This window comes from Streptomyces sp. NPDC002328, assembly GCF_042890065.1.
Lineage (GTDB): Bacteria > Actinomycetota > Actinomycetes > Streptomycetales > Streptomycetaceae > Streptomyces.
Genome location: NZ_JBIARQ010000001.1, coordinates 1215323 through 1238972 on the forward strand (window position 1 = coordinate 1215323; position 23650 = coordinate 1238972).

Sequence of the window (23650 nt, forward strand, 5' to 3'; positions counted from 1 at the left end):
ACCGTGACCGCCGCCTGCCAGGGCCACCGCCCACCGTGGCCGCCGTCCGGCCGGGGCCGCCGCCCGCCGAGGCCGCCGCCAACCGTGGCCGCCGTCCGGCCGGGGCCGCCGCCCGCCGAGGCCGCCGCCCGCCAGGGCCGCCACCTACCGTGGCCGCCGCCCGGCCGGGGCCACCGCCCGCCAGGGCCACCGCCAACCGTGGCCGCCGTCCGGCCGGGGCCGCCGCCCGCCGAGGCCGCCGCCTCCGTCGCCGGCCGCCCGGTGATCGACACCCTCGGCATCCGCGCCTCCGGTCTCGACACCCTTGACGTCCACGCCTCCGGCCCCTAACACCTTCGGCATCCGCGCCTTCGGTCTCGACACCCTCGGCGTCCACGCCTCCGGCCGCCAACACCCTCGGCATCCACACCTCCGGTCACCGACTCCCCGGCCGAAAACCACCCATCCCCCGAGTTAGTTAACAGGCCGATAACTGAACACACCCTTCCGCGCCCCCACCCTTGACACCCCCGCCCGAACCCGCGACTCTTCAACACATCACTTGTGGGAGCGCTCCCACGGTACCTGACACATACACATCCCGCACGTTCCCCGCCCGAGCCGCAGCGAGAAACTAACGGGCCCAACAATGCAGTTGGCCGGGGGGTCGGCACGTCAGGGCAACAGGAGGACGCAATGCGAGCACGTACCCGAACCGCCCGCAAGGCGCTGGTCCTCGCGGCCGTCGCGACGCTGGGCGCCGGGCTGCTGGCCGGCTGTGCCGACGACGGCGGCAACGAGGGTCCCAAGGGATCCTCGTCCGAGGACGGCAAGGGCAAGACCAAGATCACGCTGGGCCTTTTCGGCACCATGGGCTTCAAAGAGGCCGGCCTCTACGCCGAGTACGAGAAGCTCAACCCCAACATCAAGATCGCCGAGACGGTCATCGAGCGGAACGAGAACTACTACCCGGCGCTCCTCAACCACCTCACCACCAACAGCGGCCTCCAGGACGTGCAGGCCATCGAAGTCGCCAACATCTCCGAGGTGACGGCCACCCAGGCCAACCGGTTCCAGGACATGTCCAAGGTTTCGGGCGTGAACAAGAGCAACTGGCTGGACTGGAAGTGGGCGCAGGCCACCAACAAGGAGAACAAGACGATCGGGCTCGGCACCGACGTCGGCCCGATGGCCATCTGCTACCGCACCGACCTCTTCCAACAGGCCGGTCTGCCCACCGACCCCGCGGAGGTCGGCAAGCTGTGGGCGGGCGACTGGAACAAGTTCCTCGACACCGGCCGGAAGTACAAGGCGAAGGCGCCCTCGGGCACGTTCTTCATGGACTCACCCGGCGGTCTGCTCAACGCAGTCCTCAGCAGTGAGAAGGAGAAATTCTACGACTCCGCCGGCGAGGTCATCTACAAGACGAACCCGGCCGTGAAGGCCGGCTTCGACCTCACCGCGAAGGCCGCCCAGGAGGGCCTCGTCCAGGCGCAGACCCAGTTCCAGCCGGCCTGGGACCAGACGATCGCGAACAGCAAGTTCGCCACGGTCGCCTGCCCGCCGTGGATGCTCGGCACCCTCAAGGGCAAGTCCAAGCCTGACTCCTTCGGCAAGTGGGCCGTCGCGGTGGCGCCCAAGTCCGGCAACTGGGGCGGCTCCTTCCTGGGCGTGCCCTCCAGCGGCAAGAACGTGAAGGAGGCCGAGAAGCTGGTCGCCTGGCTGACCGCGCCCGAGCAGCAGGCGAAGCTGTTCAAGGTGCAGGGCTCCTTCCCGAGCGCGCCGAGCGCGTACACGATGCCCGAAGTCACCGGCGCCACCAACGAGATGACCGGCAGCGCCAACATCGGCACGATCTTCGCCGAGGCCGCGAAGGCCGCTCCGGTCCAGGTGATCGGCCCGAAGGACCAGATCATCCAGCAGGGTCTGAGCGACAACGGCGTCATCCTCGTGACGAAGGGCAAGTCGCCGAAGGAGGCCTGGGACACGGCGACGAAGACCATCGACAACAACCTGGACAAGTGACCCGTATGGCCACCCGCCACGACACCGCCGCGCCCCCCGTGAAGGAGGGGGGCGCGGCCCCGGGCCGCCCGCCCGCCGCACCGACGGATGCGGAGCAGCGGCACCGCGCCCGGCTGTCCCGCCGCTGGCAGCGGGACATCCGCTGGAGCCCGTACGCCTTCGTCTCGCCGTTCTTCCTGCTGTTCCTGGCGTTCGGCCTGTTTCCGCTGCTCTACACGGGCTGGGCGTCGCTGCATCAGGTGGAGATGACCGCGCCCACCGACATGAACTGGGTCGGGCTGCGCAACTACACGCGGATCTTCGACGACGAGTTCTTCTGGAACGCGGCGAAGAACACGCTGACGATCGGCATCATCTCGACGGTGCCGCAGTTGCTGATGGCGATGGGCATCGCGCACATCCTCAACTACAAGCTGCGTGCCTCGACCTTCTACCGGGTCGTGATGCTGGCGCCGTACGCGACGTCGATCGCGGCCGCCTCGCTCGTCTTCGTGCTGCTCTTCGGGCGCGACTACGGCATGATCAACTGGGCGCTGGACATGGTCGGGATCAGCCCGGTCGACTGGCAGAACGACAAGTGGCCGTCGCAGATAGCGGTGTCCACGATCATCATCTGGCGATGGACCGGCTACAACGCGCTGATCTACCTGGCGGCGATGCAGGCGATCCCGCAGGACCTGTACGAGTCGGCGGCGCTGGACGGCGCGAGCCGGTGGAAGCAGTTCGTCCATGTGACGCTGCCCTCGCTGCGGCCCACGATTCTGTTCACGGTGGTCGTCTCCACGATCGGCGCCAGCCAGGTCTTCGGCGAACCGCTCCTCTTCGACGCCAACAAGGGCGCGTCGGGCGGTGCGGAGCACCAGTTCCAGACGCTGGGCCTGTACCTGTACGAGCAGGGCTGGGTGAACCAGCACCTGGGCCGAGCCTCTGCGATCGCCTGGACGATGTTCCTGATCCTGATCGTGATCGGCATCGTCAACTACGTCATCTCGCGCCGGCTGCGCGCCAGTAGTTAGGAGTACCGGCCGTGACGACGACACTGACCCCGCCGGATACGACCGTGAAGAAGCCCGGCCGTGTACGGCGGCCCAAGTCGGCCCGTGCCGGCGGCACCCTGCACGCCGGCCCGGTCGCCTATGTGATCCTGGCCCTGTTCACCATCGGCTCGCTGTTCCCGCTGGTGTGGACAGCGATCGCCGCGTCCCGCGACAACAACCGGCTGGCGCAGACTCCGCCGCCGTTCTGGTTCGGCTCGAACCTCTTCCACAACCTGGATGTGGCGTGGAACGACGCCAACCTGGGCACGGCGTTCGTCAACACGACGATCGTGGCCGGGATTTCGGCGGCCACCATCGTGTTCCTGTCCACGATCGCCGGGTTCGCCTTCGCCAAGCTGCGGTTCAAGGGCCGGGGCGCGATGATGCTGATCGTCATCGGCACGATGATGGTGCCGCCGCAGCTGAGTGTGATCCCGCTGTACATGATGGTCGCCAAGCTGGAGTGGACCGACCAGCTCCAGGCGGTGATCCTGCCGTCCCTGGTGAGCGCCTTCGGTGTGTTCTTCATGCGGCAGTACCTGCTCCAGGCGCTGCCGGACGAGATCATCGAGGCGGCCCGGGTGGACGGTGCGAGCAGCTGGCGTGTGGTGTGGCACGTGGTGTTCCCCGCCGCGCGCCCGGCGATGGCCGTGCTCGGCATGCTGATGTTCGTCCAGACGTGGAACGACTTCCTGTGGCCGTTCCTGGTGCTGAGCCAGACCGGCAACCCCACCGTGCAGGTCGCGATCGCCGGCCTGGGCCGCGGTTACACCCCGGACCAGTCGCTGATCATGGCGGGCGCGCTGCTGGGCACGCTCCCCCTGCTCCTCGTCTTCGCGATCTTCGGCAAGCAGATCGTGGGCGGCATCATGCAGGGCGCGGTGAAGGGCTGAGGCCCGTCCGTCCCCGCCTTCCCGGGGGCCGGGTCACCGCCGCCTCGGCCCCTCCGCATCACTTCCCCCCATCCTCCGTCGGTCGGCGACGACCTCGACGACCAACCATGGGAGCGCTTCCATGTCTGAGTCCGCACAGTCGGCCACCTCGGTGACCCCGGTGACCTTCCCTCCCGCCTTCCTCTGGGGCGCCGCGACGTCCGCGTACCAGATCGAGGGGGCGGTGCGGGAGGACGGCCGCACCCCGTCGATCTGGGACACCTTCAGCCATACGCCGGGCAAGACCGCCGGCGGCGAGACCGGTGACATCGCTGTCGACCACTACCACCGCTACCGCGACGACGTGGCGCTGATGGCGGAGCTGGGCCTGTCGGCGTACCGCTTCTCCGTCTCCTGGTCGCGGGTCCAGCCGACCGGGCGCGGCCCGGCGGTCCAGCGGGGCCTGGACTTCTACCGCCGGCTGGTGGACGAGCTGCTGGCCAAGGGCATCAAGCCGGCCGTGACCCTCTACCACTGGGACCTCCCGCAGGAGTTGGAGGACGCGGGCGGCTGGCCGGAGCGCGACACGGCGTACCGGTTCGCCGAGTACGCGCAGATCGTCGGGGAGGCGCTCGGCGACCGGGTGGAGCAGTGGATCACGCTGAACGAGCCGTGGTGCAGCGCGTTCCTCGGCTACGCGTCCGGGGTGCACGCGCCGGGGCGCACGGATCCGGCGGCCTCGCTGCGCGCCGCGCATCACCTCAACTTGGCGCACGGGCTGGGCGCGTCCGCCCTGCGGTCGGTGATGCCGGCCCGCAACTCGGTCGCGATCAGCCTCAACTCCTCGGTGGTGCGGCCCCTTTCGCCGACGGAGGCCGATCTCGCCGCGGTCCGCAAGATCGACGACCTGGCCAACGGCGTCTTCCACGGCCCGCTGCTGCGCGGCGCGTACCCGGAGACGCTGCTCGCCGCCACGTCGTCGGTGACGGACTGGTCGTACGTCCTCGACGGCGATCTGCGCACGATCCAGCAGCCGCTCGACGCGCTGGGCCTCAACTACTACACGCCCACGCTGGTCTCGGCGGCGGACGCCGACCCGAAGGGCCCGCGCGCGGACGGTCACGGCGCGAGCGACCACACCCCGTGGCCGGGCGCGGACGACGTCGCCTTCCACCAGACGCCGGGCGAGCGCACGGAGATGGGCTGGACGATCGACCCGACGGGCCTGCACGACCTGATCATGCGCTATACCAAGGAGGCGCCGGGCCTGCCCCTCTACATCACGGAGAACGGCGCGGCCTACGACGACAAGCCGGACCCGGACGGCCGCGTCCACGACCCGGAGCGCGTCGCCTACCTGCACGGCCATCTGCGGGCGGTCCGCCGGGCCATCGCGGAGGGCGCGGACGTCCGCGGCTACTTCCTGTGGTCCCTGCTGGACAACTTCGAGTGGGCGTACGGCTACGAGAAGCGGTTCGGCGCGGTGTACGTGGACTACGCGACGCTGGCCCGCACCCCGAAGTCGAGCGCTCTGTGGTACGGCCAGGCGGCGAAGACGGGAACGCTGCCGGCGCTCGAGACCAACTGACCCTCCCGGGGGAGCGGGGAAAGGGGCGCGGCACTCCAAGGGGGGTGTGCCGCGCCCCGCTGTTCCTCGCCCCGCTGTTCCGCGCCCCGCTGTACCGTGCCGGGTCACCTCAGGACGGTCACGGCCACCACGACCGCGAGGGCGACGACCGCCGCGGCGGTCCAGGCGAACGCGCTGACGCGCTGCCTGCTGAAGCGGTCGATGACCTCGATGCCTCCGGTGGCGGCGGGGAAGGCGTAGTAGACGCGGCGCGGGTCGGCGGGGGACTCGACGCGGGCGAGGGGGAGGTAGCTGAGGGACACCCGGCGGCGGACCTCGCGGTCCTGTTCGGCCAGGAGGCGCGCGAGCCGTTTGCGGTGGACGTCGTCGAGGAAGTCGGGGAGTTCGTCGCCGGCGGCGTTCAGCTCGGCGGTGAGGCGTCGGCCCGACTTGAGTCTGCTGAACGGCGGGTAGACCGGCTTCAGTTCGTCGGTGGCGGGCGTGTGGGTGATGACGCCCGCGGTCCAGACCGTCAGGCGGCCGGTGGCGCCGCAGGGCTGGTGCGGCAGGCGCCGGGCGCCCTTGCACTCGCCGCAGGTGATCCGTCCCTTTCCCTTGCAGGCGGGGCACTTCCACTTCCACTCGCCCGCGCAGTTCGGGCAGGCCACGTCGGCGGCGGCGCAGCGCTTGCACTGGGCGGCGCGCGGCCGGGCGCCCTCGGGGCGGGGCCGGGCCGACGCGCGGGGCCGCCGGGTGCGCGGGGTGCCCGTGCCGTCGCACTCCCAGCAGGCGTCGGGGCCGCCCTCGCAGACCTCGCACTCGATCCAGGCGGGGCAGTCGCGTCCGCCGCGCCCCTTGCAGGCGTCGCAGTCCTTCCTGCCGTCGGTGCAGCCGTCGCACGCCGTCTCGTCGAGCGTGCCCTCGCGCACGAGGTCGATCCGCCGGGCCGTCGCCGGGTCGTCCGGCGGGGTGACCGGGTTGGCGTGGAGATCGGTGTACGTGGGGCGGTCGGCGACGCGCTGGTTGGCGCTCCTCGGTCCCTTGGCCCGGCCGGGTTCCTCCCGCCGCTTCTCTAGGGAGCGGTGGATGCGGCACTCCAGGACAGAGGGCCAGGAGACGGTCGCCGCGCCGGGCGCGGAGAGGTCGGCGGTGATCTTGTACCGGGTCATGCGGCGTTCGACGGCCCGCAGTACCTCTTCCTCGGACGGAACCGTGGCCAACTCCGCTTCCCCTCGTCAACCAGTGACACAGGCAGGAAGAGCAGGGTAAGAGGGCCCTCAACTCGGCGACAAGAGGGCGTCGTTGCCGTCGTCGGCGGTCAGCCGTCGGTGCCCGAGAGCAGCCGGCGGGTGGTGGTCACGCCCCACTCGTCCAGCGAGAGCAGCCGGTCGCTGGAGGCCGTCAGACCGCCCGTCGCCTCCACGTGCGCGGCCCAGCGCTCACGGGTCTCCACGGCGGGGCGCGCCATCAGGCAGTCGGGGTCGTTGACCCAGAGCCGGCCGTGCTGCCACTGGCGGGCCGCGCCGGTGAACTCGGCCGGTTCCTGGCCGGGTTGGCTGAAGTCGTCGGCCTCGGGGCGGCGGTGCGGGGCGGTGTCGGGGCTGACCCGCATCGCGTCGAACAGGCCGAGGGAGGGCAGGATCGGCGCGCCGCAGCCCAGCAGGTAGGCGTCCGCGCCGATCGCCTCGCGGATCAGCCGGACGCCGTCCCGGTACGCCGTCAGCGCGTCCACCGGCTCGTGCCGTACGCCGTGCAGCGCGCCCGCGTACAGGAAGTCGGCCTTGAAGTAGTCGTAGCCCTCGGCGCGCAGGGTGGTGAACACGCCGGTCAGGTAGGCGGCGGCGTCGGGGTGGGTGGTGTCGAGGACGTTCAGGTCGTGGCCCCAGTTGCGGCCGGCGTGGGCGGGGCCGCCGTCGGGGTCGCGGACCAGCCAGTCGGGGTGCTCGGCGGCCAGGTCGCTCGCCGGGTCGACCAGGAAGGGCGCCGTCCAGATGCCCGCCCGGCGGCCCCGGGCGCGGATGGCGTCGGCGATGCCGGCGCGGGAGCGGAAGCGGCCGGAGAGGACCAGCCAGTCGCCGAGCGCCTTCTGGTAGCCGTCGTCGATCTGGACGACGTCGACGGGCAGGTCGAGGGTGTCCATCGCGCGGAGGTTCTCGTGGATGTCGTCCTCGGTGACGGCGGTGAAGTACTCGTACCAGGAGCACCAGACGGTGGGCGCGGGCCGGGGCGCGGGCAGGCCGAGGTGGGCGGCCCAGTCGGCGAGGGCGCCCTGGATGCCGCCGGGGCCGAGGTAGGAGTAGTGCTCGACCTTGCCGTCGGCGCTGATCTCGGCGCGGTCGCCGTCCACCCGCAGGCGTATGGAGGGCACGGAGCGCGTCGGGTCGGGCGCGGCGCAGACCACGACGGGGCCGTTGCGCCCCTTCGGGGCCAGGGCGAGCAGCCCTTCCCCCTGGAAGACGCCGTCGGGCACGGAGACCCCGGGCCGGTAGCAGACGGTGGCCCAGTTGGCGGTGGTGGGGCGGTACGGCGTCGCGCCGAGGGCGTAGGCGCCGCTGGGGCTCCAGGACTGCCAACCCTCCTCGTGGACGAGGGCGCGTCGCGGGTCCACGGGGACGGAGAGGACCGGGGTGAAGGGGTGGTGCACGGTGGTTCTCTTTCGTGAGCGTTCGTGAGCGGGAGGCTCGCGTCGTCAGCCCTTGTTGGCGCCGAGGGTCAGGCCGCTGACGAACTGCCGTTGCAGGACGAAGTACACGATGAGCGTCGGGATCGCGGTGAGCAGGGCGCCGGCGGCGACCAGGTTGGGGTCGGTGAAGTACTGGCCGGAGAGGTTGTTCAGGGCCGAGGTGATCGGCATGTTCTCGCCGGTGGAGATCAGGACGATGGCCCAGAAGAAGTCGTTGTAGATCCAGATGGACAGCAGGGTGGCCAGGGCGGCCATGGCGGGCTTGCACAGCGGCAGCACGATCTGCCAGTACAGCCGCCACACCGAGGCGCCGTCGACGAGCGCGGCCTCGGTCAGCTCGTGCGGCAGCGAGCGCATGTAGTTGCTCAGCACGAAGGCGCAGAAGCCGGACTGGAACGCCACATGGATGAGGACCAGGCCGAGCGCGGAGTCGTACAGCTTGCCGCTCACCGTGATGCCGGGCACGTCGACGAGCAGGTACAGCCGGTACAGCGGGGTGATGATGACCTGCTGCGGGAGCAGGTTGCCCGCGGTGAAGACCAGGAGCAGCGCCAGGTTGAGGCGGAAGTCGAAGCGGCTGACGTAGAAGGCGACCATCGACGACAGGAACAGCGTCAGCAGCACGGCGGGCACCGCCACCAGCAGGGTGTTGCCGAAGTAGTGCAGCATGTCGGACTGCTGGAACGCGTTGGTGAAGTTGTCGAGGCTCAGCTTGTCGGGCCAGGAGACATAGCCCTTCTCGCTGGTCTCGGCGTACGGGCGCAGCGCGGCGAGCAGCGCCCACAGCAGCGGGGCGAGCCAGGCCAGGGCGGTGACGACCAGGAAAGCGTGCAGCAGGATCCGGGCGGGGCGGACGGGGGTGCGCCGCTTGGTCACCAGGGCGTGGCTCATGCCCGCCGCTCCTTCCGGAAGGTCGCGATCAGGTACGGGATGATCACGACGAGGGAGATCACCAGCAGGACGACGGCGATCGCGGAGCCGTATCCGATCCGGCTGGACTCGCCGATGATGTTGTCGGTGACCAGGATCGACAGCAGCTCGGTGCCCTCGGCGCCCTTGTTGAAGACGAAGACCAGGTCGAAGGCGCGCAGGGCCTCGATGATCGTGACGACGAGGACGACGGTGTTGGTCGGGCGCAGCGTCGGGAAGACGACGTTCTTGAACGTCTGCCACTCCCCCGCGCCGTCCAGCGCGGACGCCTCGCGCAGGGCCGGGTCGACGCCCTTGAGGCCGGCCAGGTAGAGGATCATCATGTAGCCGGTGTGCCGCCAGGAGGCGGCGACGAGGACGGCCCAGAGGTTGAGGTCGGGGTCGCCGATCCAGTCGATGTAGCGGCCGGGCTCGTTCGCGCCGATGAGGCTGTTGATCAGCCCGGTGTCGGGGTTGTAGACGAGCTGCCAGACGAAGCCGATGACGGCCATCGACACCACGACCGGCAGGAAGAACGCGGTCTGGTAGACCCGGCTGAAGCGGATCCTCTTGTCGAGCTGGACGGCGAGGAACAGGCCGAGCGGCGTCGGGACCAGGATGAGGACGACGAACCAGACGACGTTGTGCTCGACGGCCGGCCAGAACTGCGGGTTGGTGGTGAAGAGCTCCCTGAAGTTGTCGAGACCGACCCACTTGATCGAGTCGAAGCCGATGCCGTCCCAGGCGGTGAAGGCGAGGGCGATCGAGGCGAGGGCGGTGACCCAGACGAGGGCCACGTGCAGGACCGTGGGCACACCCGCCATCAGCCCGAGCGTGAACCGGTCACGCCGGGTGAGCAGACGGCGGTGGCCCGTCTTCGTGTCGTTCGTCTCTGTGCTCATCGGGTCTGATCAGCCGGACGCGAAGATCGTCTTCTTCTGGCGCTCGATCGAGGTCAGCAGGCTGTCGACGCCCTTGGGGTCGCGGACGAACTTCTGGAGCGCGGGCTGCATCACCGTGGAGGTGAAGTCGGGCCGGCTGTCGCGGTCCATGAACTGGGTGAGGCTCTTCGCGCCGCTGATCATCTCGTACGCCTTCTTCTGGAGGGCGGTGTACGAGGAGGTGTCGGCCTTGGTGGAGGCGGCGACGACGCTCGGGTCGGCCTTGAGGTAGACCGCCTCGGCCTGCGGGGTGCCGAGGTACTCCAGCAGCTTGAAGGCGCCCTCCTTGTTCTTCGGGGCCTTGCTGAGCATGAAGCCGTCGGTGGGCGCCTCGACGGTGTCCTGCCCGTAGGCGGGGTCGATCTCCGGGAAGGCGAAGAAGTCCAGGTCGTCGAGGTCGGCCTGGTTCGTGAACTGCTGCGCGACGAACGTGCCCAGCAGATACATGCCGGCCTTCTTGGAGACGAGGGTCTGGGCGGCGTCCTGCCAGGTGCGGCCGACCGCGCCGTCCTGGTGGTAGGGGAGGATCTCGGCCCAGTGGTCGAAGGCCTTGCGCACCTTGGCGTCGGTCCAGGAGGCCTTGCCGGCCATCAGCTCGACGTGGAAGTCGTAGCCGTTGGTGCGGAAGTTGATCTGGTCGAAGGTGCCGAGCGCGGGCCAGGCGTCCTTGTCGCCGAAGGCGATCGGGACGAGCTTGTCCTGCCGCATCCGCTTGCACAGGGCGACGAACTGGTCCCAGGTGGTGGGGACGGTGTAGCCGTACCGCCGGAAGACGCTCTTGCGGTAGAAGATCGCCCACGGGTACGTGTACAGCGGGACGAAGTAGTACTTGCCGTCCTCGCCCTTGCTGAGCGCCTTCATGGCGTCGGGGAAGTCGCCGCCGATCTTCTGCCACACCTCGTCGACCGGGGTGGCGAGCTTCTTGGCCGCGAAGAACTGCATGCGGTAGCCGGCGAACCAGTGGAAGACGTCGTCGGGGGTGCCCTGGAGGTAGGAGTTGATCTGCTCCTGGAACGTGTTGTGGTCCTTGGTGTTCACGGCGACCGTGATGCCGGACTGCTGGGTGAAGGCCCCGTAGATGTCGGCGAAGGCCTTCTTCGGCACGGCGTCGGAGGCGTTGGAGCCGACGGTGACCGTCTTGGGGTCGGCAGCCGTGCCGCTGCCGCCGCAGGCGCTCAGCAGGGGGATGCCGGCGCCGAGCACGGCCGCGCCGCCCATGCCGCGCAGGAGGGTGCGGCGGGTGGGGGCGGGGGTGGGGAGTCCGGAGGGGGAGAGGTCGTGCATGAACGGCTCCAGGGGCAGGTTCGGCCACGGAGGTCGGCTGAAAGTCGGCCGTGAACGACCAGAAATCAACTTGACCCAACACGGTGGCGCAATAACAGCCGCATGTCCTGTCATGCGTCAAGAGTTGAAGAAGCCGGTTGTCGAAACGTAATCGACACGACTCCGCCCGGTTCGTCCGATGTGAGACACGTCATGGGGAGGGTGTGCCACAGCGTGAGGTCAGGAGAGTTCAGGAGAGGGAGCGCGAGCGGCGGAAGGCCGCACCCAGCCGGCCCGCGCGGCGCCGGCGGACCGCTCCGCGGTGTCCCCGGCGGGAGGGCTCGTGCCCGCTCAGCTGGATCCAGATCCGCACCTCGGTGCCGCCCAGCACGGAGGACCCGATCCGCACGTCCCCGCCGGTCGACTCCGCGAGCCGGCGCACGATGTCCAGCCCGAGCCCGGTCGATCCCGCGCTCCCGGAGCCCCGGCCGCGCGCCATCGCCGCCTCGGGGTCGGGTATGCCGGGGCCGGCGTCGGACACCAGCACGATCACCGCGTCCTCGGCGTTGTGCACGTCGACCGCGAATGCGGTGCCCTCGGCGGTGTGCCGGAACACGTTGCCGAGCAGGGCGTCGAGCGCCGCCGCGAGGTCGGCGCGGGCCACGGGGATGCGCACCGGCCGGTCCACGCCGGCCACCCGCACCTTGCGGCCCTCGTCCTCCGCGAGCGCCGACCAGAACGCCATCCGCTCCCGGACGACCTCGGCCGCGTCGCAGCCCGCGCCCGGTCCGGCGGCGGCCGTCTGCGGCTTGGCCTCCCGCGCCGTGCGGATGATGGTGTCGACCTCACGCTCCAACTGGGCGACCGCGGCCCGGGTCTGCTCCGCGGCCGGGGAGTCGCCGAGGGAGGCCGCGTTGAGCCGCAGCACGGTCAGCGGAGTCCGCAGCCGGTGCGACAGATCCGCCGCCAACTCCCTTTCGTTGGCCAGCAGTTGTACGACCTGGTCGGCCATGGAGTTGAACGCCACGGCCGCAAGCCGCAGTTCGGTCGGCCCCTCCTCGGGGACGCGCGCGCCGAGCTTGCCCTCCCCCAGTTCGTGCGCGCCCTCCACCAGCCGCTGGGCGGGCTGCACCATCCGCACGCCCAGCCGGTCGGCGACGGCGACCGAGCCGACGATCAGCGCGACGCCCACCCCGGCGAGCACCGCCCACGCCGTGCCGACGCCGTTGCTGACCTCCGACTCGGGGACGTACACCTCGATCACCACGGTGCCGAGGCCGAGCGCCACGGGCTGGAGCAGCACGGAGCCGCCGGGCACCTCCGCGGTGGAGGCGCGGCCCAGGGCGCGTACGGCCTCGATGTCGGTGTCGGCGGCGCGCGCCCGGCCCAGGTCGACGGCGGGCCGGCCGTCGCCCGCCGGTATGTGCACCGCCATCCCGTCGTCGGAGCCGGTGGAGGCGACGACGCGTTCCACCTGCTCCCGGTCGGTGGTGATGGACAGGGCGGGGACCACGACGGCGGCCTCCCGCTCGGCGTTGGAGAAGGCGCGGTCGCGGGCCATCTCCTTGATGACCAGCCCCAGCGGGACCGCGAAGGCGACCACGACCATGGCGGTGACCGCCAGACAGACCTTGACCAGTGCCCACCTCATCGCGGTGGCTCCGGTGTCGGGGCGGGCGGCGCGGGGGCGGGCGGTGTCGTAGCGGGCGGTGTCGTAGCGGGCGGTTCGAGTTTCACGCCGACGCCGCGCAGGGTGTGCAGATAGCGGGGCCGGGCCGCCGTCTCGCCCAGTTTGCGGCGCAGCCAGGACAGATGGACGTCGATGGTCTGGTCGTCGCCGTAGGACTGCTGCCAGACCTCGGCGAGCAGTTCCCGGCGCGACACGACGACGCCGGGCCGGCCGGCGAGGAAGGCGAGCAGGTCGAACTCGCGGCGGGTGAGGTCGAGTCGGACGCCGTCCAGCTCGGCCTGGCGGCGCAGCGGGTCGACGGTCAGCCCGCCGACGCTCAGGACGGTGGACGGCGCGGCCTCCCCGGCGCCGGCGCGGGAGCGGCGCAGGACGGCGGCCATGCGGGCGGACAGGTGCTCCACCGAGAAGGGCTTGGTGAGGTAGTCGTCCGCCCCGGCGTTCAGCAGTCGGACGATCTCCGTCTCGTCGTCGCGGGCGGTGGCGATGATGACGGGCACGTCGGTGATGCCGCGCAGCATCTTCAGCGCCTCGGAGCCGTCCAGGTCGGGCAGTCCGAGGTCGAGGACGACCACGTCGAAGCGGAAATGGGCGACCTCGCGCAGCGCCTCCAGCGCCGTCCCCACGCTGCGCACGAGATGCGAGGCGTCGGTCAGGTGCCGGATCAGCGCCGAACGCACGAACTGGTCGTCCTCGACCACGAGCACACTTGCCATGCGCGGCAACCTACGCCATGCGGACGGACGTCATTCGGGCCTGTGGACAACTCATCGCCTGTGGACAACCGGTGGGGCGTCCGTCGAGCACCCGTGCGACACCCATGAGGCGCGTGGGGCAAGATGGCCGCGATGCGCAGCGGACTCGTACACCTGCTCGCGTGGTCGCTCGCCACGGGCGCGGCGGTCACGCTGTCGTGGTGGGGTGTCCACACGGTGATGGCCGGCACGGTCTACGACCCTCCGCGCGCCCTGCCGCTGACGGCGGGTGAGGCGACGGCGCGGGAGACGGAGCCGCCGCCGACCGGGGCGGACGGCTCCTCGCCGTCCCCTTCCGCCAGCCCCTCCCCGGCCCGGCCGAGCCGCGCGCCCGGCACGCCGTCGTCCGCACCGTCCTCGTCCACATCGTCCCCGCCGTCCGGGCCGTCCGCGTCGCCCCCGTACGGCGCGGGCGCTTCGAACCCGGCAGCCGCCGGCGGGCCCGGCTCCTCCGGCCAGGTCAAGAGCTATGACACCGAGGGCGGGCGGGTGGTCCTCGACATCGGCACGACGTCCGCCGCGCTCGTCTCGGCGACGCCGGGCGCGGGCTGGTCGATGCAGGTGTGGAAGACGCAGTCGTGGATCCGGGTGGACTTCGCCTCGGGCGCGGACCGGGTCACGGTGTTCTGCACCTGGCACGACGGACCGCCGCGGGTGGACGTCAGTACTTACTGAACTGTCCGCCGCGCGGGGCCTATTCGAATACCGAGGGCGGCGGGGCCGGTGACGCGACGGCCGAGGCGTCGGCGACCGGTGCGGCGCCGCCGGTGAAGTCGAGGAGCGCGCTGCCGTGCTCGACCCGGCCGGGGTGCGGGTCGGAGGCGGCGCGGCGGGTCAGTTCGGCGATCGGCAGGGGCAGGTCGGAGGCGACCAGGACGGCGTTGCCGAAGCGTCTGCCGCGCAGCACGGACGGGTCGGCGACCAGGGCGAGTTCGCCGAAGCGGGCGGCGGCGGTGGCTATCTGGCCGCGCAGATGGGTCAGGGGCGGGCCGTCGGCGACGTTGGCGGCGTAGATTCCGCCGGGCCGCAACGCCCTGCGGACCTCGTCGAGGAACTCGGTGGAGGTCAGGTGCGCGGGCGTCCGGGCCCCGCCGAACACATCGGCGATGACGAGGTCGGCCCAGCCGTCCGGCGTCTTCCCGAGGCCCTCGCGGGCGTCCACCGACCTGATCCTGATCCGCGCCCCCGGGTCCAACGGCAGCTCGCGCCTGACCAGTTGGACGAGACGCGCGTCCCGCTCGACGACCTGCTGGGTGGAGCGGGGGCGGCCGGCGGCGACGTACCGGGCGAGGGTGAGGGCGCCGCCGCCGAGATGCACGACGTGCAGGGGCTTGCCCTGCGGTGCGGCGAGGTCGATGACGTGGCCGAGGCGGCGCTGGTACTCGAAGGAGAGGTAGGACGGATCGTCGAGGTCGACGTGCGACTGCGGCGCGCCGTCGATGAGCAGGGTCCAGGCCCGCGCCCGGTCCCGGTCCGGGACGAGTCGGGCCACCCCGCCGTCGACCTGCTCGACGACGGCGTCGGCGTCGCGCTCACGACGGGAGGTGCGGGACCGTGCCATGGGGGCATTTTCGCACCCTGTGACGGGAGGTTCGCCCGGCGGGTGACGGGAGGTTCGCTCCGGCAGGGGCCGGAGGGGTCGCCCGACGGAGGCCGGGAGGTCCCGCCGGCGGAGGCCGGGAGGGTCGCCCGGCGAAGGCCGGGAGGGTCGCCCAGCAAGGGCCGGAGGGGTCGCCCGGCGGAGGCCGGGAGGTTCGCCCGGCGAAGGTTGGGAGGGTCACCCGGCAAGGGCCGGGAGGTTCGCCCGGCAAGGGCCGGAGGGGTCGCCCGGCGAAGGCCGGGAGGTTCGCCCGGCAAGGGCCGGGAGGTTCAGCGGCAGTTGTCCGCCGCTTCGATGATGCGGGCCGCCTCGCCCAACGCTCTTCGCAGCACCGCCGGATCGGTCGCGAGGTCCGCCTCGCCGGGCGGGACCAGCCAGTCCGAGCCCTCGACCGGCGGTTCGGCGGGCAGCCGCAGCCCCCGGCCGTCCGTCTCCGTACAGGTGCTGCCGGGCACGTCCCAGGCGGCGGCCGTGCCCGCGGGCACCACGAAGCCGAGCGTCCCGCACCCGTCGTCGTGCAGCACGGGCCCCACCGCGTCGTCCGGGCCCCGTCTGCGCAGGATGTCGACGGCCTCGAGGCCCTGCCGCGTCGGGACGGTGACGAGGTCACATCCCGGCCGCGGCGGCTCACCGCACTCGACGTCGACGCTCTGACTGGTCTCCATCCCGGCCTCCACCACGGAACCCCTCCTTCAGCGAGCGGCTCGGGAGTCGGGCGGCTCCCGGTCCGCAGGGTTCAACGCGTCACGGCGTCAACGGCTACGGCGGAAGTCCGCCGCAAGGATGGCAGTTCATGGCAGATCACGTAGGAGATATCCGGTTTGTAGCCAAACACCGCGTGGCGGTCCGGTCACAGCAGGTACGTTCTTGCTCGCCGGACAACAGGGTGATCACTTCGGATGATCGAACAACTCACCCTTCGTCCGGCATGGTTCGACGGTTCGCACGAGAGGACCCGGCCATGGCGTCGTCAACGGTGACCCCACCACGGCCCGACCGGCCACCCCGGCCCAACCTCGCCTTCCGGCAGTTGCGCGGACAGCGCTCGCCGGCCGAGTTCGCCGCACTGGTACGGCGGGCCGCGCGCGAGATCGACGAGCGGGTCAGCTGCGACGCGCGCTACATCGGCCGCGTCGAGGCGGGGGAGATCCGCTGCCCCAACTACGCGTACGAGCGGGTGTTCCTGCACATGTTCCCCGGCCGCACACTCACCGACCTGGGGTTCGCACCCCGTTCGTCCGTACGCGGACGAGGGGCTCGCCCGGACGACGAAACGCCCCCGGCGCACATCGGACGCCCGGCGCGCTCCCCCGCGGACGCGCCGGGCACGGATGAGACGCGCCGGACGTACGAGCCGTATGACACGCAGGACCCGTACGACACGCACCACGACCACGAGGAGAGCGACGTGCTGCGTCGCGCATTCATGACCGGCGGAGGCGCCACGGTGGCCGCCGCCTCGCTGGGCCCGCTCGGGTTCGCCCTGGAGGCGTCGGCGACGGAACGTCCCGTCCGCCGCGCCGGGGGAAGCCAGGCGAGCGCCCTCGAAGAAGCGGTCCGCCGCATCCGGCTGCTGGACGACCGGCACGGCGCCGACGGTCTCTACCGGCGCGCGGCGACCCCGCTGCGCGCCGCCTACGCGCTGCTCGACGCCGGCGCGACCCGGCAGGCGACCGCCGACCGGCTCCACTCGGGCGCCGGGGAACTCGCCATCTCCGTGGGCTGGCTGGCGCACGACTCCGGGCGCTTCGAAGATGCCCGCTCCCACTACGCCGAGGCCCTCGCCACCGCCCGGATGACCGGCGACAACGCCCTGGAGGCCCACGCCTTCTGCAACACCGCGTTCCTCGCGCGCGACGCGGGCCGCCCGCGCGAGGCCGTCCGGGCAGCGCAGGCCGCGCAGCGCGTCGCCCGCCCGCTCGGCTCGCCCCGGCTGATGTCCCTGCTCGCGCTGCGCGAGGCGGGCGGCTGGGCGGGGCTCGCCGACCGCACCGGCTGTGAGCAGGCCCTCGCCCGCGCCCAGGCCCTCTACGAGCGGGGCGCCACGGACGCCGACCCCGAGTGGATGTCCTTCTACGGCGAGGCCGAGCTGGAGGGGCTGGAGGCGCAGTGCTGGTCGACGCTGGGCGACTGGCCGCGTGCCGCGCGGCACGCGCGCCGGGCGGCGGAACTCCAGGATCCGCACTTCACCCGCAACATCGCGCTGTACACCGCCGAGCTGGCGGACGACCTCGCGCGCGGGGGGCGCCCCGACGAGGCGGCGGCGGCGGGACTGCGGGTGCTCGACCTGCTGGGCCAGGTCCAGTCGTCCCGGATCCAGACGATGCTGGCGGGCACGGCGAGGGTGTTGCTGCCGCACCGACGGGCGTCCGGGGTCTCAGAGTTCCTGGAGCGGCACGCGTCGACACCCCGCAAGGTGTAGCCACAGCGGCCGGCAGCACTCTCGCCCCTACGCCAAGTGCCCCAAGTCGTTCCAGCTCTCGATCGCCGGCTCCCCGTAGGCCCACCCCAGCACGGACAGCGACGTCGGATTGAGCCGTATCCGCGCCGCGAAGTCCAGCGGCAGCCCCAACCACCGCGCCCCGATCGACCGCAGGATGTGCCCGTGGGCGAACACCAGCACGTCCCGCTCGGCGGACCGCGCCCACGCCACGACCTCGTCCGCGCGCGCGGTGACCTCGGCGAGGGACTCCCCCTCGGGCACCCCGTCGCGCCAGATGAGCCACCCGGGCCGCAGGGCCTGGATGTCGGCGGGGGCCAGCCCCTCGTACGCCCCGTAGTCCCACTCCATCAGCGTGTCCCACTCGGTGGCCCGCTCGCCGAAGCCGGCGATCTCGCACGTCTCACGCGCGCGTGCCAGCGGGCTGGTGCGGACCTCGACGTCGGGGAGCCCGTCGAAGGGCGCCCGGTGCAGTCGCTCGCCGAGCAGCTTCGCGCCCCGGCGGCCCTCCTCCAGCAGGGGCACGTCGGTCCTGCCGGTGTGCTTGCCGGACAGCGACCACTCGGTCTGTCCGTGCCGGGCCAGCAGGATGCGCGGTGCCATGGGGGACCTTTCCGGGGAAACCCTGGGAGAACCAGGGGACTGATCAGCTGCGGAGCCCTTCCATCATCGCTCACCCTGGAGGGGGGCAACCCGACGGGCGATCTCAGCGTCTCTTGAGGTCCGGGGGCGTTCTGAAGGGACGCACGCACACGCCGTAAAGTGTCACCTCCGTGCCACCGGCGCGGCAGCGACGAGAAGGGGGAGGCAATCGGATGCCGCAGACCGAGACACAGGGCACCGAGGCGCACCCACGGACCCGGCTGCGCTGGTGGACCGAGCTGCCGCTCATCCTGCTGGTGTACGCCTGCTACACGGCGGGCCGCCTGCTCGCGCGCGGTGACGTCTCCACGGCCGTCGACAACGGTCTGGCGATCCTGCGCGTCGAGAAGCTCTTCTACCTCAACGCCGAGCACCCGCTGAACCGCCTCTTCAGGACCCAGGCGTGGATAGGCATACCCGCCGACTTCTGGTACGCGTCGCTGCACTACGTGGTGACGCCGGTCATCCTGGTCTGGCTGTTCCGCTCGCGCGCCGTCCAGTACCGGGCCGCCCGCACCTGGCTGATGACCTCGACCATGATCGGCCTGGTCGGCTTCACCCTGCTGCCCACCTGCCCGCCCCGCCTGCTCGCGGCGGAGCACGGCTTCGTGGACACGATGGCGCAGTACAGCTCATGGGGCTGGTGGGGCGCCGAGGCGAGCGCGCCGCGCGGGATGGGCGGCATGACCAACCAGTACGCGGCCATGCCGAGCCTGCACGTCGGCTGGGCGCTGTGGTGCGGGGTCATGCTGTGGCGGCACGGCCGCACCCCGCTGGCGAAGACGGCGGCCGTCGTCTACCCGCTGGTGACGACGATCGTGGTGATGGGCACCGCGAACCACTACTTCCTCGACGCGGTCGCGGGCGCGGCCGTGATGGGCCTGGGGCTGCTGCTGGCGCCGGTCGTGACGCGCCGCGTGGACCGGATCCGGGACTGGCGCGAGGCGCGCGCCCCGCTCGCCCCGACGGCCTCCCCCGCCGCACAGGCCACGATTGTCAGTGGCGGATGCCAGACTTCCACGGGTGAGCGAATTCCACGGCAGCGCGAGCCGCGCCTCGACAGCGGAGCCGAGCCGGGTGCCTCCCCCACGGACGCGGGGGACGGCGCTCCGGCAGCGGCTCGCTGAGCTGCGCGGCCCCGACGTACCCGCCAAGGCGCTGGACGCCCGGGCCCTCGCGGCGCTCGCCGCGAACCCGGGGTGCAGCCGGCGCGCGATCCTCGACGGCGCCGGGGTGAACAAGACGGCGCTGGCGAGCGCGCTGGGCTCGCCTTCGGCGTTCGGCCAGTCGCAGTTCGCCCTCACGCGCGGCAACGCCTTCGAGGCGCGGGTGAAAGCCGACGGCGGCACGGAGCTGCTGCGCCTGGTGCACGAGAGGCTGGACCCGCGCGCCGAACCGCCCGCCGGGGCGAGCGTGCCCGACCTGACGGCGATCGGCCCCGAGGGCCGTACCGCGCGGACGGCGCTGGCCCTGCGCGAGGCCACCGACGCGACCGGCTCCTGGACGCTCCTGGACCATCCGATGCTCGCGCTCGACGTCGCCGGCTCCCCCGCCTTCCTGGAGCCGGACGCGGTCGTGGTGCACCCCGACGGCACCTGGACCGTCGTCGAGATCAAGTCGTTCCCGATGCTGGACGGCTCGGCGGACCCGGCGAAGGTCGGCGCGGCCGCCCGCCAGGCCGCGGTGTACGTGCTGGCGCTGGAGCAGGTCGCCGCCCGCCTCGACCCCGCGCCGGCCGTGCGCCACCGGGTGCTCCTCGTCTGCCCGAAGGACTTCTCCAACCTGCCGACCGCCTCCGCCGTGGACGTCCGCAAGCAGCGCGCCGTCACCCACCGCCAGCTGGCCCGGCTCACCCGCATCGAGGAGATCGCCGACGCCCTCCCGGAGGGCACGTGCTTCTCCCCCGAGCTGCCCGCCGACCGGCTCATGGCCGCCGTCGAGTCGGTCCCGGCGACGTACGCGCCGGAATGCCTGTCCGCGTGCGAGCTGGCGTTCCACTGCCGTGGCCGCTCCCGCGCGGACGGCGCGGTGACCACCCTGGGCCGCCCGGTCCGCGCCGAACTGGGCGGTCTGACGACGGTCGAGGACGTGCTGGCCGCCGCGCGCGGGGAGGCAGGCGATCCCGACGACCCGGCGGTCGCGGCCCTGCGCCGGGCCGCGCGGCTGCGCGGCGAGGCCCTGGGGGCGATGTGTCGCTGATCGCCACCCTCGCCCGTCTCGAGGCCGTCGCCACCGGCCGGGCCCAGCCCGCCGCCACCGTCCGGCACCGGCATCTGTCCGCGCGCCCGCTGGTGTTCGTGCCGCTGACCACCGCCGGTGAGGCCGGCGCCCCGCTGGGCGCGCTCGTCGGCGCCGACCGGGACGCGCCCCGGCTGCTGGCCGTCCCCCAGCCGCGCGACCGCGACCAGAGGTTCGCCTTCCTCGCCGAGCTGGCCGACGTCGTCCTGCCGTACGTCGACTCCTACGCCGACGTCGTGGAGGCCGCCGAGCGCACCGAGACCGACCCGGAGACCGGCAAGCGGGTCAAGGTCGAGGTCGACCTGTGCGCCGACGCGCCCCAGCTGATCGTGCCGAGCCGCGCCGGCGTCGAGTTCGTCCGCCTCCTGGGCCGCTCCATGCGCTTCCGGCGTACGGCGGAGCAGGACCCGGAGACGCCGTATCCCGCGCCCCCGCGCGTGCCATTGCTCGGCCGGTGGCTCACGCACTACGGCGAGCGGGCCCGGGTGCCCGGCTCGTCGCTGCTGCTGGCCCTGACGGAGGTGCTCGGCCGGCACTGGGCGACCGGGCAGTCCAGCCTGGAGGACCAGCACCTCGGGGCGCTGCTCGCCTGGATCGACCCGCCCGGGGACACGACGGGGGCCGAGGCCGCGCTGCGCGCCGAGCTCGGGCGCGACGGGCAGGGCCAGTTGCTGTGCCCACCGGCCGGTCCGGCGACGGACCCGGCGTTCGACAACAAGCTGCTCGCCCCCGCCGTCGAGCGCTACGACCGGGCCCGCACCGCCCTGGCCTCCGCCGAGGACGGTCTGGAGGCCGATGACCGGCTGGGCGCGCTGACCGCCGCCGAGCGGGAGATCCGCGACCTGGTCGAGAGCCGGACGCGGCCCACCTGGGACGCGGTGTGGCGCGGCCTGGACCTGCTGCGGACGCTGCCCGAGGGGGCGCACGTCGAGGAGCGGTGGACGCGCGACCGCTGGTCGTTCACCGGCCACCGGGACCGGGTAGTGGCGGGCGAGCCGCCGCAGCCGCGCCGCGACGACGCCGTCACCGCCGCGAACAAGCTCGCCACGCGCGAGCGTGAACAGGCCCGGCTGGAGGCGCAGGAGGCGCTGGACGATCCGCTGGTGATGGCGGGGCGGCGGCTGGCCGGGGAGGCGTTCGCGGGCGAGGTCGTCGATGTCGTCATGGCGTACAGCGAGGGCAAGCGGCCGAGCCCGCGCCCGCTGGTCACGGTGCGCACGGAGGACCGGCCGCATCTCGCGGAGCGGGCGAAGGTGTTCCGTTCCCTGGGCGGGAAGCCGCAGGCGGCGGAGTTCGTGGAGCGGGAGGAACGGGAACAGGGGGGGCGAGGGGAGAGCGGGGCGGACGGGGCGCTGCTGGTGTTGCGGATCGTCGACAAGATGGGCCGCGGCAAGGAGCCCGAGCAGGGGTCGGTGCCCGAGAAGGGCGACCGGCTCTGCTTCACGCTCTTCGAGCACGAGCAGCGCGGCGGCGCGAAGCTGCCCGACCCGGAGGAGACGCCGTGGACGCACGGCGGGCCGCCCGGGGAGCAGACGCCCGAAGCACCCGACACCGTCACCAGGGAGGACGTCCTGTGACCACCGAGGCCGCCTTCGACCCCGGTACGGCCGCCGCCCGCGCCACCGAGGCGATCCTGCGGGACACGCTGCACGGCACCGCGCGCGGTGTCGTCGTGGACTCCCCGCCCGGCGCCGGCAAGTCCACGCTGGTGGTCCGCGCGGCGCTGGAACTCGCCGACGCGGGACGCCCGTTGATGGTGGTGGCGCAGACCAACGCGCAGGTCGACGACCTGGTGCTGCGGCTCGCCGAGAAGAGCCCCGAGCTGCCGGTGGGCCGACTGCACAGCAGCGACGCCGACGCCTACGACAAGGCGCTGGACGCCCTGCCGAACGTACGGACGTCGGCGAAGGCGGGCGATCTCGGCGGGCTGCCCGTGGTCATCTCCACGGCGGCCAAGTGGGCGCATGTGAAGGTCGACGAGCAGTGGCGGCACGCGATCGTGGACGAGGCGTACCAGATGCGCTCGGACGGACTGCTGGCCGTGGCCGGGCTGTTCGAGCGGGCGCTGTTCGTGGGCGACCCGGGGCAGCTGGACCCGTTCGCGATCGTCGGCAGCGAGCAGTGGGCGGGGCTGTCGTACGACCCGTCGGCCTCGGCGGTGTCGACGCTGCTGGCGCACAATCCTGAACTGCCGCAGCACCGGCTGCCGGTGTCCTGGCGGCTCCCGGCGTCGGCGGCGCCCCTGGTCTCCGACGCGTTCTACCCCTACACCCCGTTCCGCAGCGGCACCGGCCACGGCGACCGGCGCCTGTCCTTCGCCGTGCCGTCGGACGGGTCCGGCCCGGACCGGGTGATCGACGAGGCGGCGGAGTCGGGCTGGGGCCTGCTGGAACTGCCCGCGCGGCACACGCCCCGCACCGACCCGGAGGCGGTGCGCGCGGTGGCGGCGGTCGTCCGCCGGCTCCTGGACCGGGGCGGCGCGGCCACCTCGGAGCGCTCCCCGGACGCCACGCCCCTCACCGCCGACCGGATCGCCGTCGGCACGGCCCACCGCGACCAGGCGTCGGCGATCCGCGCGGCGCTCGCCGACGTGGGCGTAGCGGACGTCACCGTGGACACCGCGAACCGGCTCCAGGGCCGAGAGTACGACGTCACGGTGATCCTGCACCCCCTGTCCGGCCGCCCCGACGCCACCGCCTTCCACCTGGAGACGGGCCGCCTCTGCGTCCTCGCCTCCCGCCACCGCCACGCGTGCGTGGTGGTCTGCCGCGAGGGAGTGACCGACCTCCTCGACGACTACCCGTCCACGGAACCGGTCCAACTGGGCACCCTCGTAAAATTCCCGGACGGCTGGGAGGCCAACCACGCAGTCCTGGCCCACCTCACGGAACACCGGGTGCGCTGGCGCCCCTGACCCCGCCCGCCCGCCGGACGGAGTCCGGCACGCCGCCGGAGGCGGCCGGAAGGCACAGCCCCGGACGGCTGGGAAGCCAACCACGCAGTCCTGGCCCA

Annotated in this window: 21 protein-coding genes; 11 read left to right on the plus strand and 10 right to left on the minus strand. The window is 72.4% G+C overall.

Going from position 1 to position 23650, the window contains the following annotated elements:
* The first annotated feature begins 198 nt into the window (after positions 1-198).
* From ACFYX4_RS05370 to ACFYX4_RS05390, 5 genes are all read left to right on the plus strand, one after another.
* Positions 199-330: a hypothetical protein gene (locus ACFYX4_RS05370; RefSeq protein ID WP_389326104.1), complete on the plus strand. Its 132-nt coding sequence runs from the start codon at positions 199-201 to the stop codon at positions 328-330.
* A gap of 345 nt (positions 331-675) precedes the next feature.
* Positions 676-2004 carry an extracellular solute-binding protein gene (locus tag ACFYX4_RS05375; protein ID WP_389326107.1) on the plus strand — a complete coding sequence of 443 codons (1329 nt, stop codon included), beginning with the start codon at positions 676-678 and terminating at the stop codon, positions 2002-2004.
* A gap of 5 nt (positions 2005-2009) precedes the next feature.
* Positions 2010-3020, plus strand: coding sequence for a carbohydrate ABC transporter permease (locus ACFYX4_RS05380; RefSeq protein WP_389326756.1), 1011 nt, complete (start codon positions 2010-2012; stop codon positions 3018-3020).
* An 11-nt stretch (positions 3021-3031) separates the two neighbouring features.
* Positions 3032-3934 (plus strand): carbohydrate ABC transporter permease, encoded by a 903-nt coding sequence (locus ACFYX4_RS05385; RefSeq protein ID WP_389326110.1) that lies wholly within the window; start codon positions 3032-3034, stop codon positions 3932-3934.
* Between the two features lie 121 nt (positions 3935-4055).
* Complete coding sequence (locus ACFYX4_RS05390) at positions 4056-5501, plus strand: GH1 family beta-glucosidase (protein ID WP_389326113.1); 1446 nt, start codon at positions 4056-4058, stop codon at positions 5499-5501.
* 104 nt (positions 5502-5605) lie between these two features.
* Here ACFYX4_RS05390 and ACFYX4_RS05395 read toward each other — a convergent pair whose 3' ends face one another.
* The 7 genes from ACFYX4_RS05395 to ACFYX4_RS05425 all read right to left on the minus strand — a co-directional run bounded on the left by ACFYX4_RS05395 (position 5606) and on the right by ACFYX4_RS05425 (position 13679).
* Positions 5606-6700: a hypothetical protein gene (locus tag ACFYX4_RS05395; RefSeq protein WP_389326117.1), complete on the minus strand. Its 1095-nt coding sequence runs from the start codon at positions 6698-6700 to the stop codon at positions 5606-5608.
* Positions 6701-6798: 98 nt separating this feature from the next.
* Positions 6799-8124 carry a glycoside hydrolase family 36 protein gene (locus ACFYX4_RS05400; RefSeq protein ID WP_389326120.1) on the minus strand — a complete coding sequence of 442 codons (1326 nt, stop codon included), beginning with the start codon at positions 8122-8124 and terminating at the stop codon, positions 6799-6801.
* A gap of 45 nt (positions 8125-8169) precedes the next feature.
* Complete coding sequence (locus ACFYX4_RS05405; RefSeq protein WP_389326122.1) at positions 8170-9054, minus strand: carbohydrate ABC transporter permease; 885 nt, start codon at positions 9052-9054, stop codon at positions 8170-8172.
* Complete coding sequence (locus tag ACFYX4_RS05410) at positions 9051-9974, minus strand: carbohydrate ABC transporter permease (RefSeq protein ID WP_389326125.1); 924 nt, start codon at positions 9972-9974, stop codon at positions 9051-9053. Before ACFYX4_RS05410 ends, ACFYX4_RS05405 begins: the two co-directional genes overlap by 4 nt.
* A gap of 9 nt (positions 9975-9983) precedes the next feature.
* Positions 9984-11297, minus strand: a complete 1314-nt coding sequence (locus ACFYX4_RS05415; protein ID WP_389326128.1) for an ABC transporter substrate-binding protein — start codon at positions 11295-11297, stop codon at positions 9984-9986.
* A 229-nt stretch (positions 11298-11526) separates the two neighbouring features.
* Positions 11527-12927: a sensor histidine kinase gene (locus tag ACFYX4_RS05420; protein WP_389326131.1), complete on the minus strand. Its 1401-nt coding sequence runs from the start codon at positions 12925-12927 to the stop codon at positions 11527-11529.
* Positions 12924-13679 carry a response regulator transcription factor gene (locus ACFYX4_RS05425; protein WP_389326134.1) on the minus strand — a complete coding sequence of 252 codons (756 nt, stop codon included), beginning with the start codon at positions 13677-13679 and terminating at the stop codon, positions 12924-12926. Before ACFYX4_RS05425 ends, ACFYX4_RS05420 begins: the two co-directional genes overlap by 4 nt.
* A 132-nt stretch (positions 13680-13811) precedes the next feature.
* Between ACFYX4_RS05425 and ACFYX4_RS05430 the strand changes: the two genes are divergently transcribed.
* Entirely contained in the window at positions 13812-14393 is a 582-nt protein-coding gene (locus ACFYX4_RS05430) for a hypothetical protein (protein ID WP_389326137.1), read from the plus strand.
* A 19-nt stretch (positions 14394-14412) separates the two neighbouring features.
* Here ACFYX4_RS05430 and ACFYX4_RS05435 read toward each other — a convergent pair whose 3' ends face one another.
* Both ACFYX4_RS05435 and ACFYX4_RS05440 read right to left on the minus strand, forming a co-directional pair.
* Positions 14413-15279 (minus strand): spermidine synthase, encoded by an 867-nt coding sequence (locus tag ACFYX4_RS05435; protein ID WP_389326140.1) that lies wholly within the window; start codon positions 15277-15279, stop codon positions 14413-14415.
* Between the two features lie 308 nt (positions 15280-15587).
* Complete coding sequence (locus ACFYX4_RS05440) at positions 15588-15998, minus strand: hypothetical protein (RefSeq protein ID WP_389326143.1); 411 nt, start codon at positions 15996-15998, stop codon at positions 15588-15590.
* 281 nt (positions 15999-16279) lie between these two features.
* On the opposite strand from ACFYX4_RS05440, the gene ACFYX4_RS05445 reads away from it, so the two are divergent.
* Complete coding sequence (locus tag ACFYX4_RS05445) at positions 16280-17740, plus strand: hypothetical protein (RefSeq protein ID WP_389326146.1); 1461 nt, start codon at positions 16280-16282, stop codon at positions 17738-17740.
* 27 nt (positions 17741-17767) lie between these two features.
* Here the strand turns inward: ACFYX4_RS05445 and ACFYX4_RS05450 are convergent, their stop codons facing one another.
* Positions 17768-18361 (minus strand): histidine phosphatase family protein, encoded by a 594-nt coding sequence (locus ACFYX4_RS05450; RefSeq protein ID WP_389326149.1) that lies wholly within the window; start codon positions 18359-18361, stop codon positions 17768-17770.
* 212 nt (positions 18362-18573) lie between these two features.
* On the opposite strand from ACFYX4_RS05450, the gene ACFYX4_RS05455 reads away from it, so the two are divergent.
* From ACFYX4_RS05455 to ACFYX4_RS05470, 4 genes are read left to right on the plus strand one after another with little or no spacing between them, the layout of a single operon-like run.
* A complete protein-coding gene (locus tag ACFYX4_RS05455) occupies positions 18574-19527 on the plus strand; it encodes a phosphatase PAP2 family protein (protein ID WP_389326152.1) in 954 nt (317 codons plus the stop codon).
* Complete coding sequence (locus tag ACFYX4_RS05460; RefSeq protein ID WP_389326759.1) at positions 19478-20599, plus strand: hypothetical protein; 1122 nt, start codon at positions 19478-19480, stop codon at positions 20597-20599. Before ACFYX4_RS05455 ends, ACFYX4_RS05460 begins: the two co-directional genes overlap by 50 nt.
* A complete protein-coding gene (locus tag ACFYX4_RS05465) occupies positions 20590-22215 on the plus strand; it encodes a hypothetical protein (RefSeq protein WP_389326155.1) in 1626 nt (541 codons plus the stop codon). Before ACFYX4_RS05460 ends, ACFYX4_RS05465 begins: the two co-directional genes overlap by 10 nt.
* Positions 22212-23552, plus strand: coding sequence for an AAA domain-containing protein (locus ACFYX4_RS05470; protein ID WP_389326158.1), 1341 nt, complete (start codon positions 22212-22214; stop codon positions 23550-23552). The genes ACFYX4_RS05465 and ACFYX4_RS05470 overlap by 4 nt, the downstream gene beginning before the upstream one ends.
* The last annotated feature ends 98 nt before the right edge of the window (positions 23553-23650 follow it).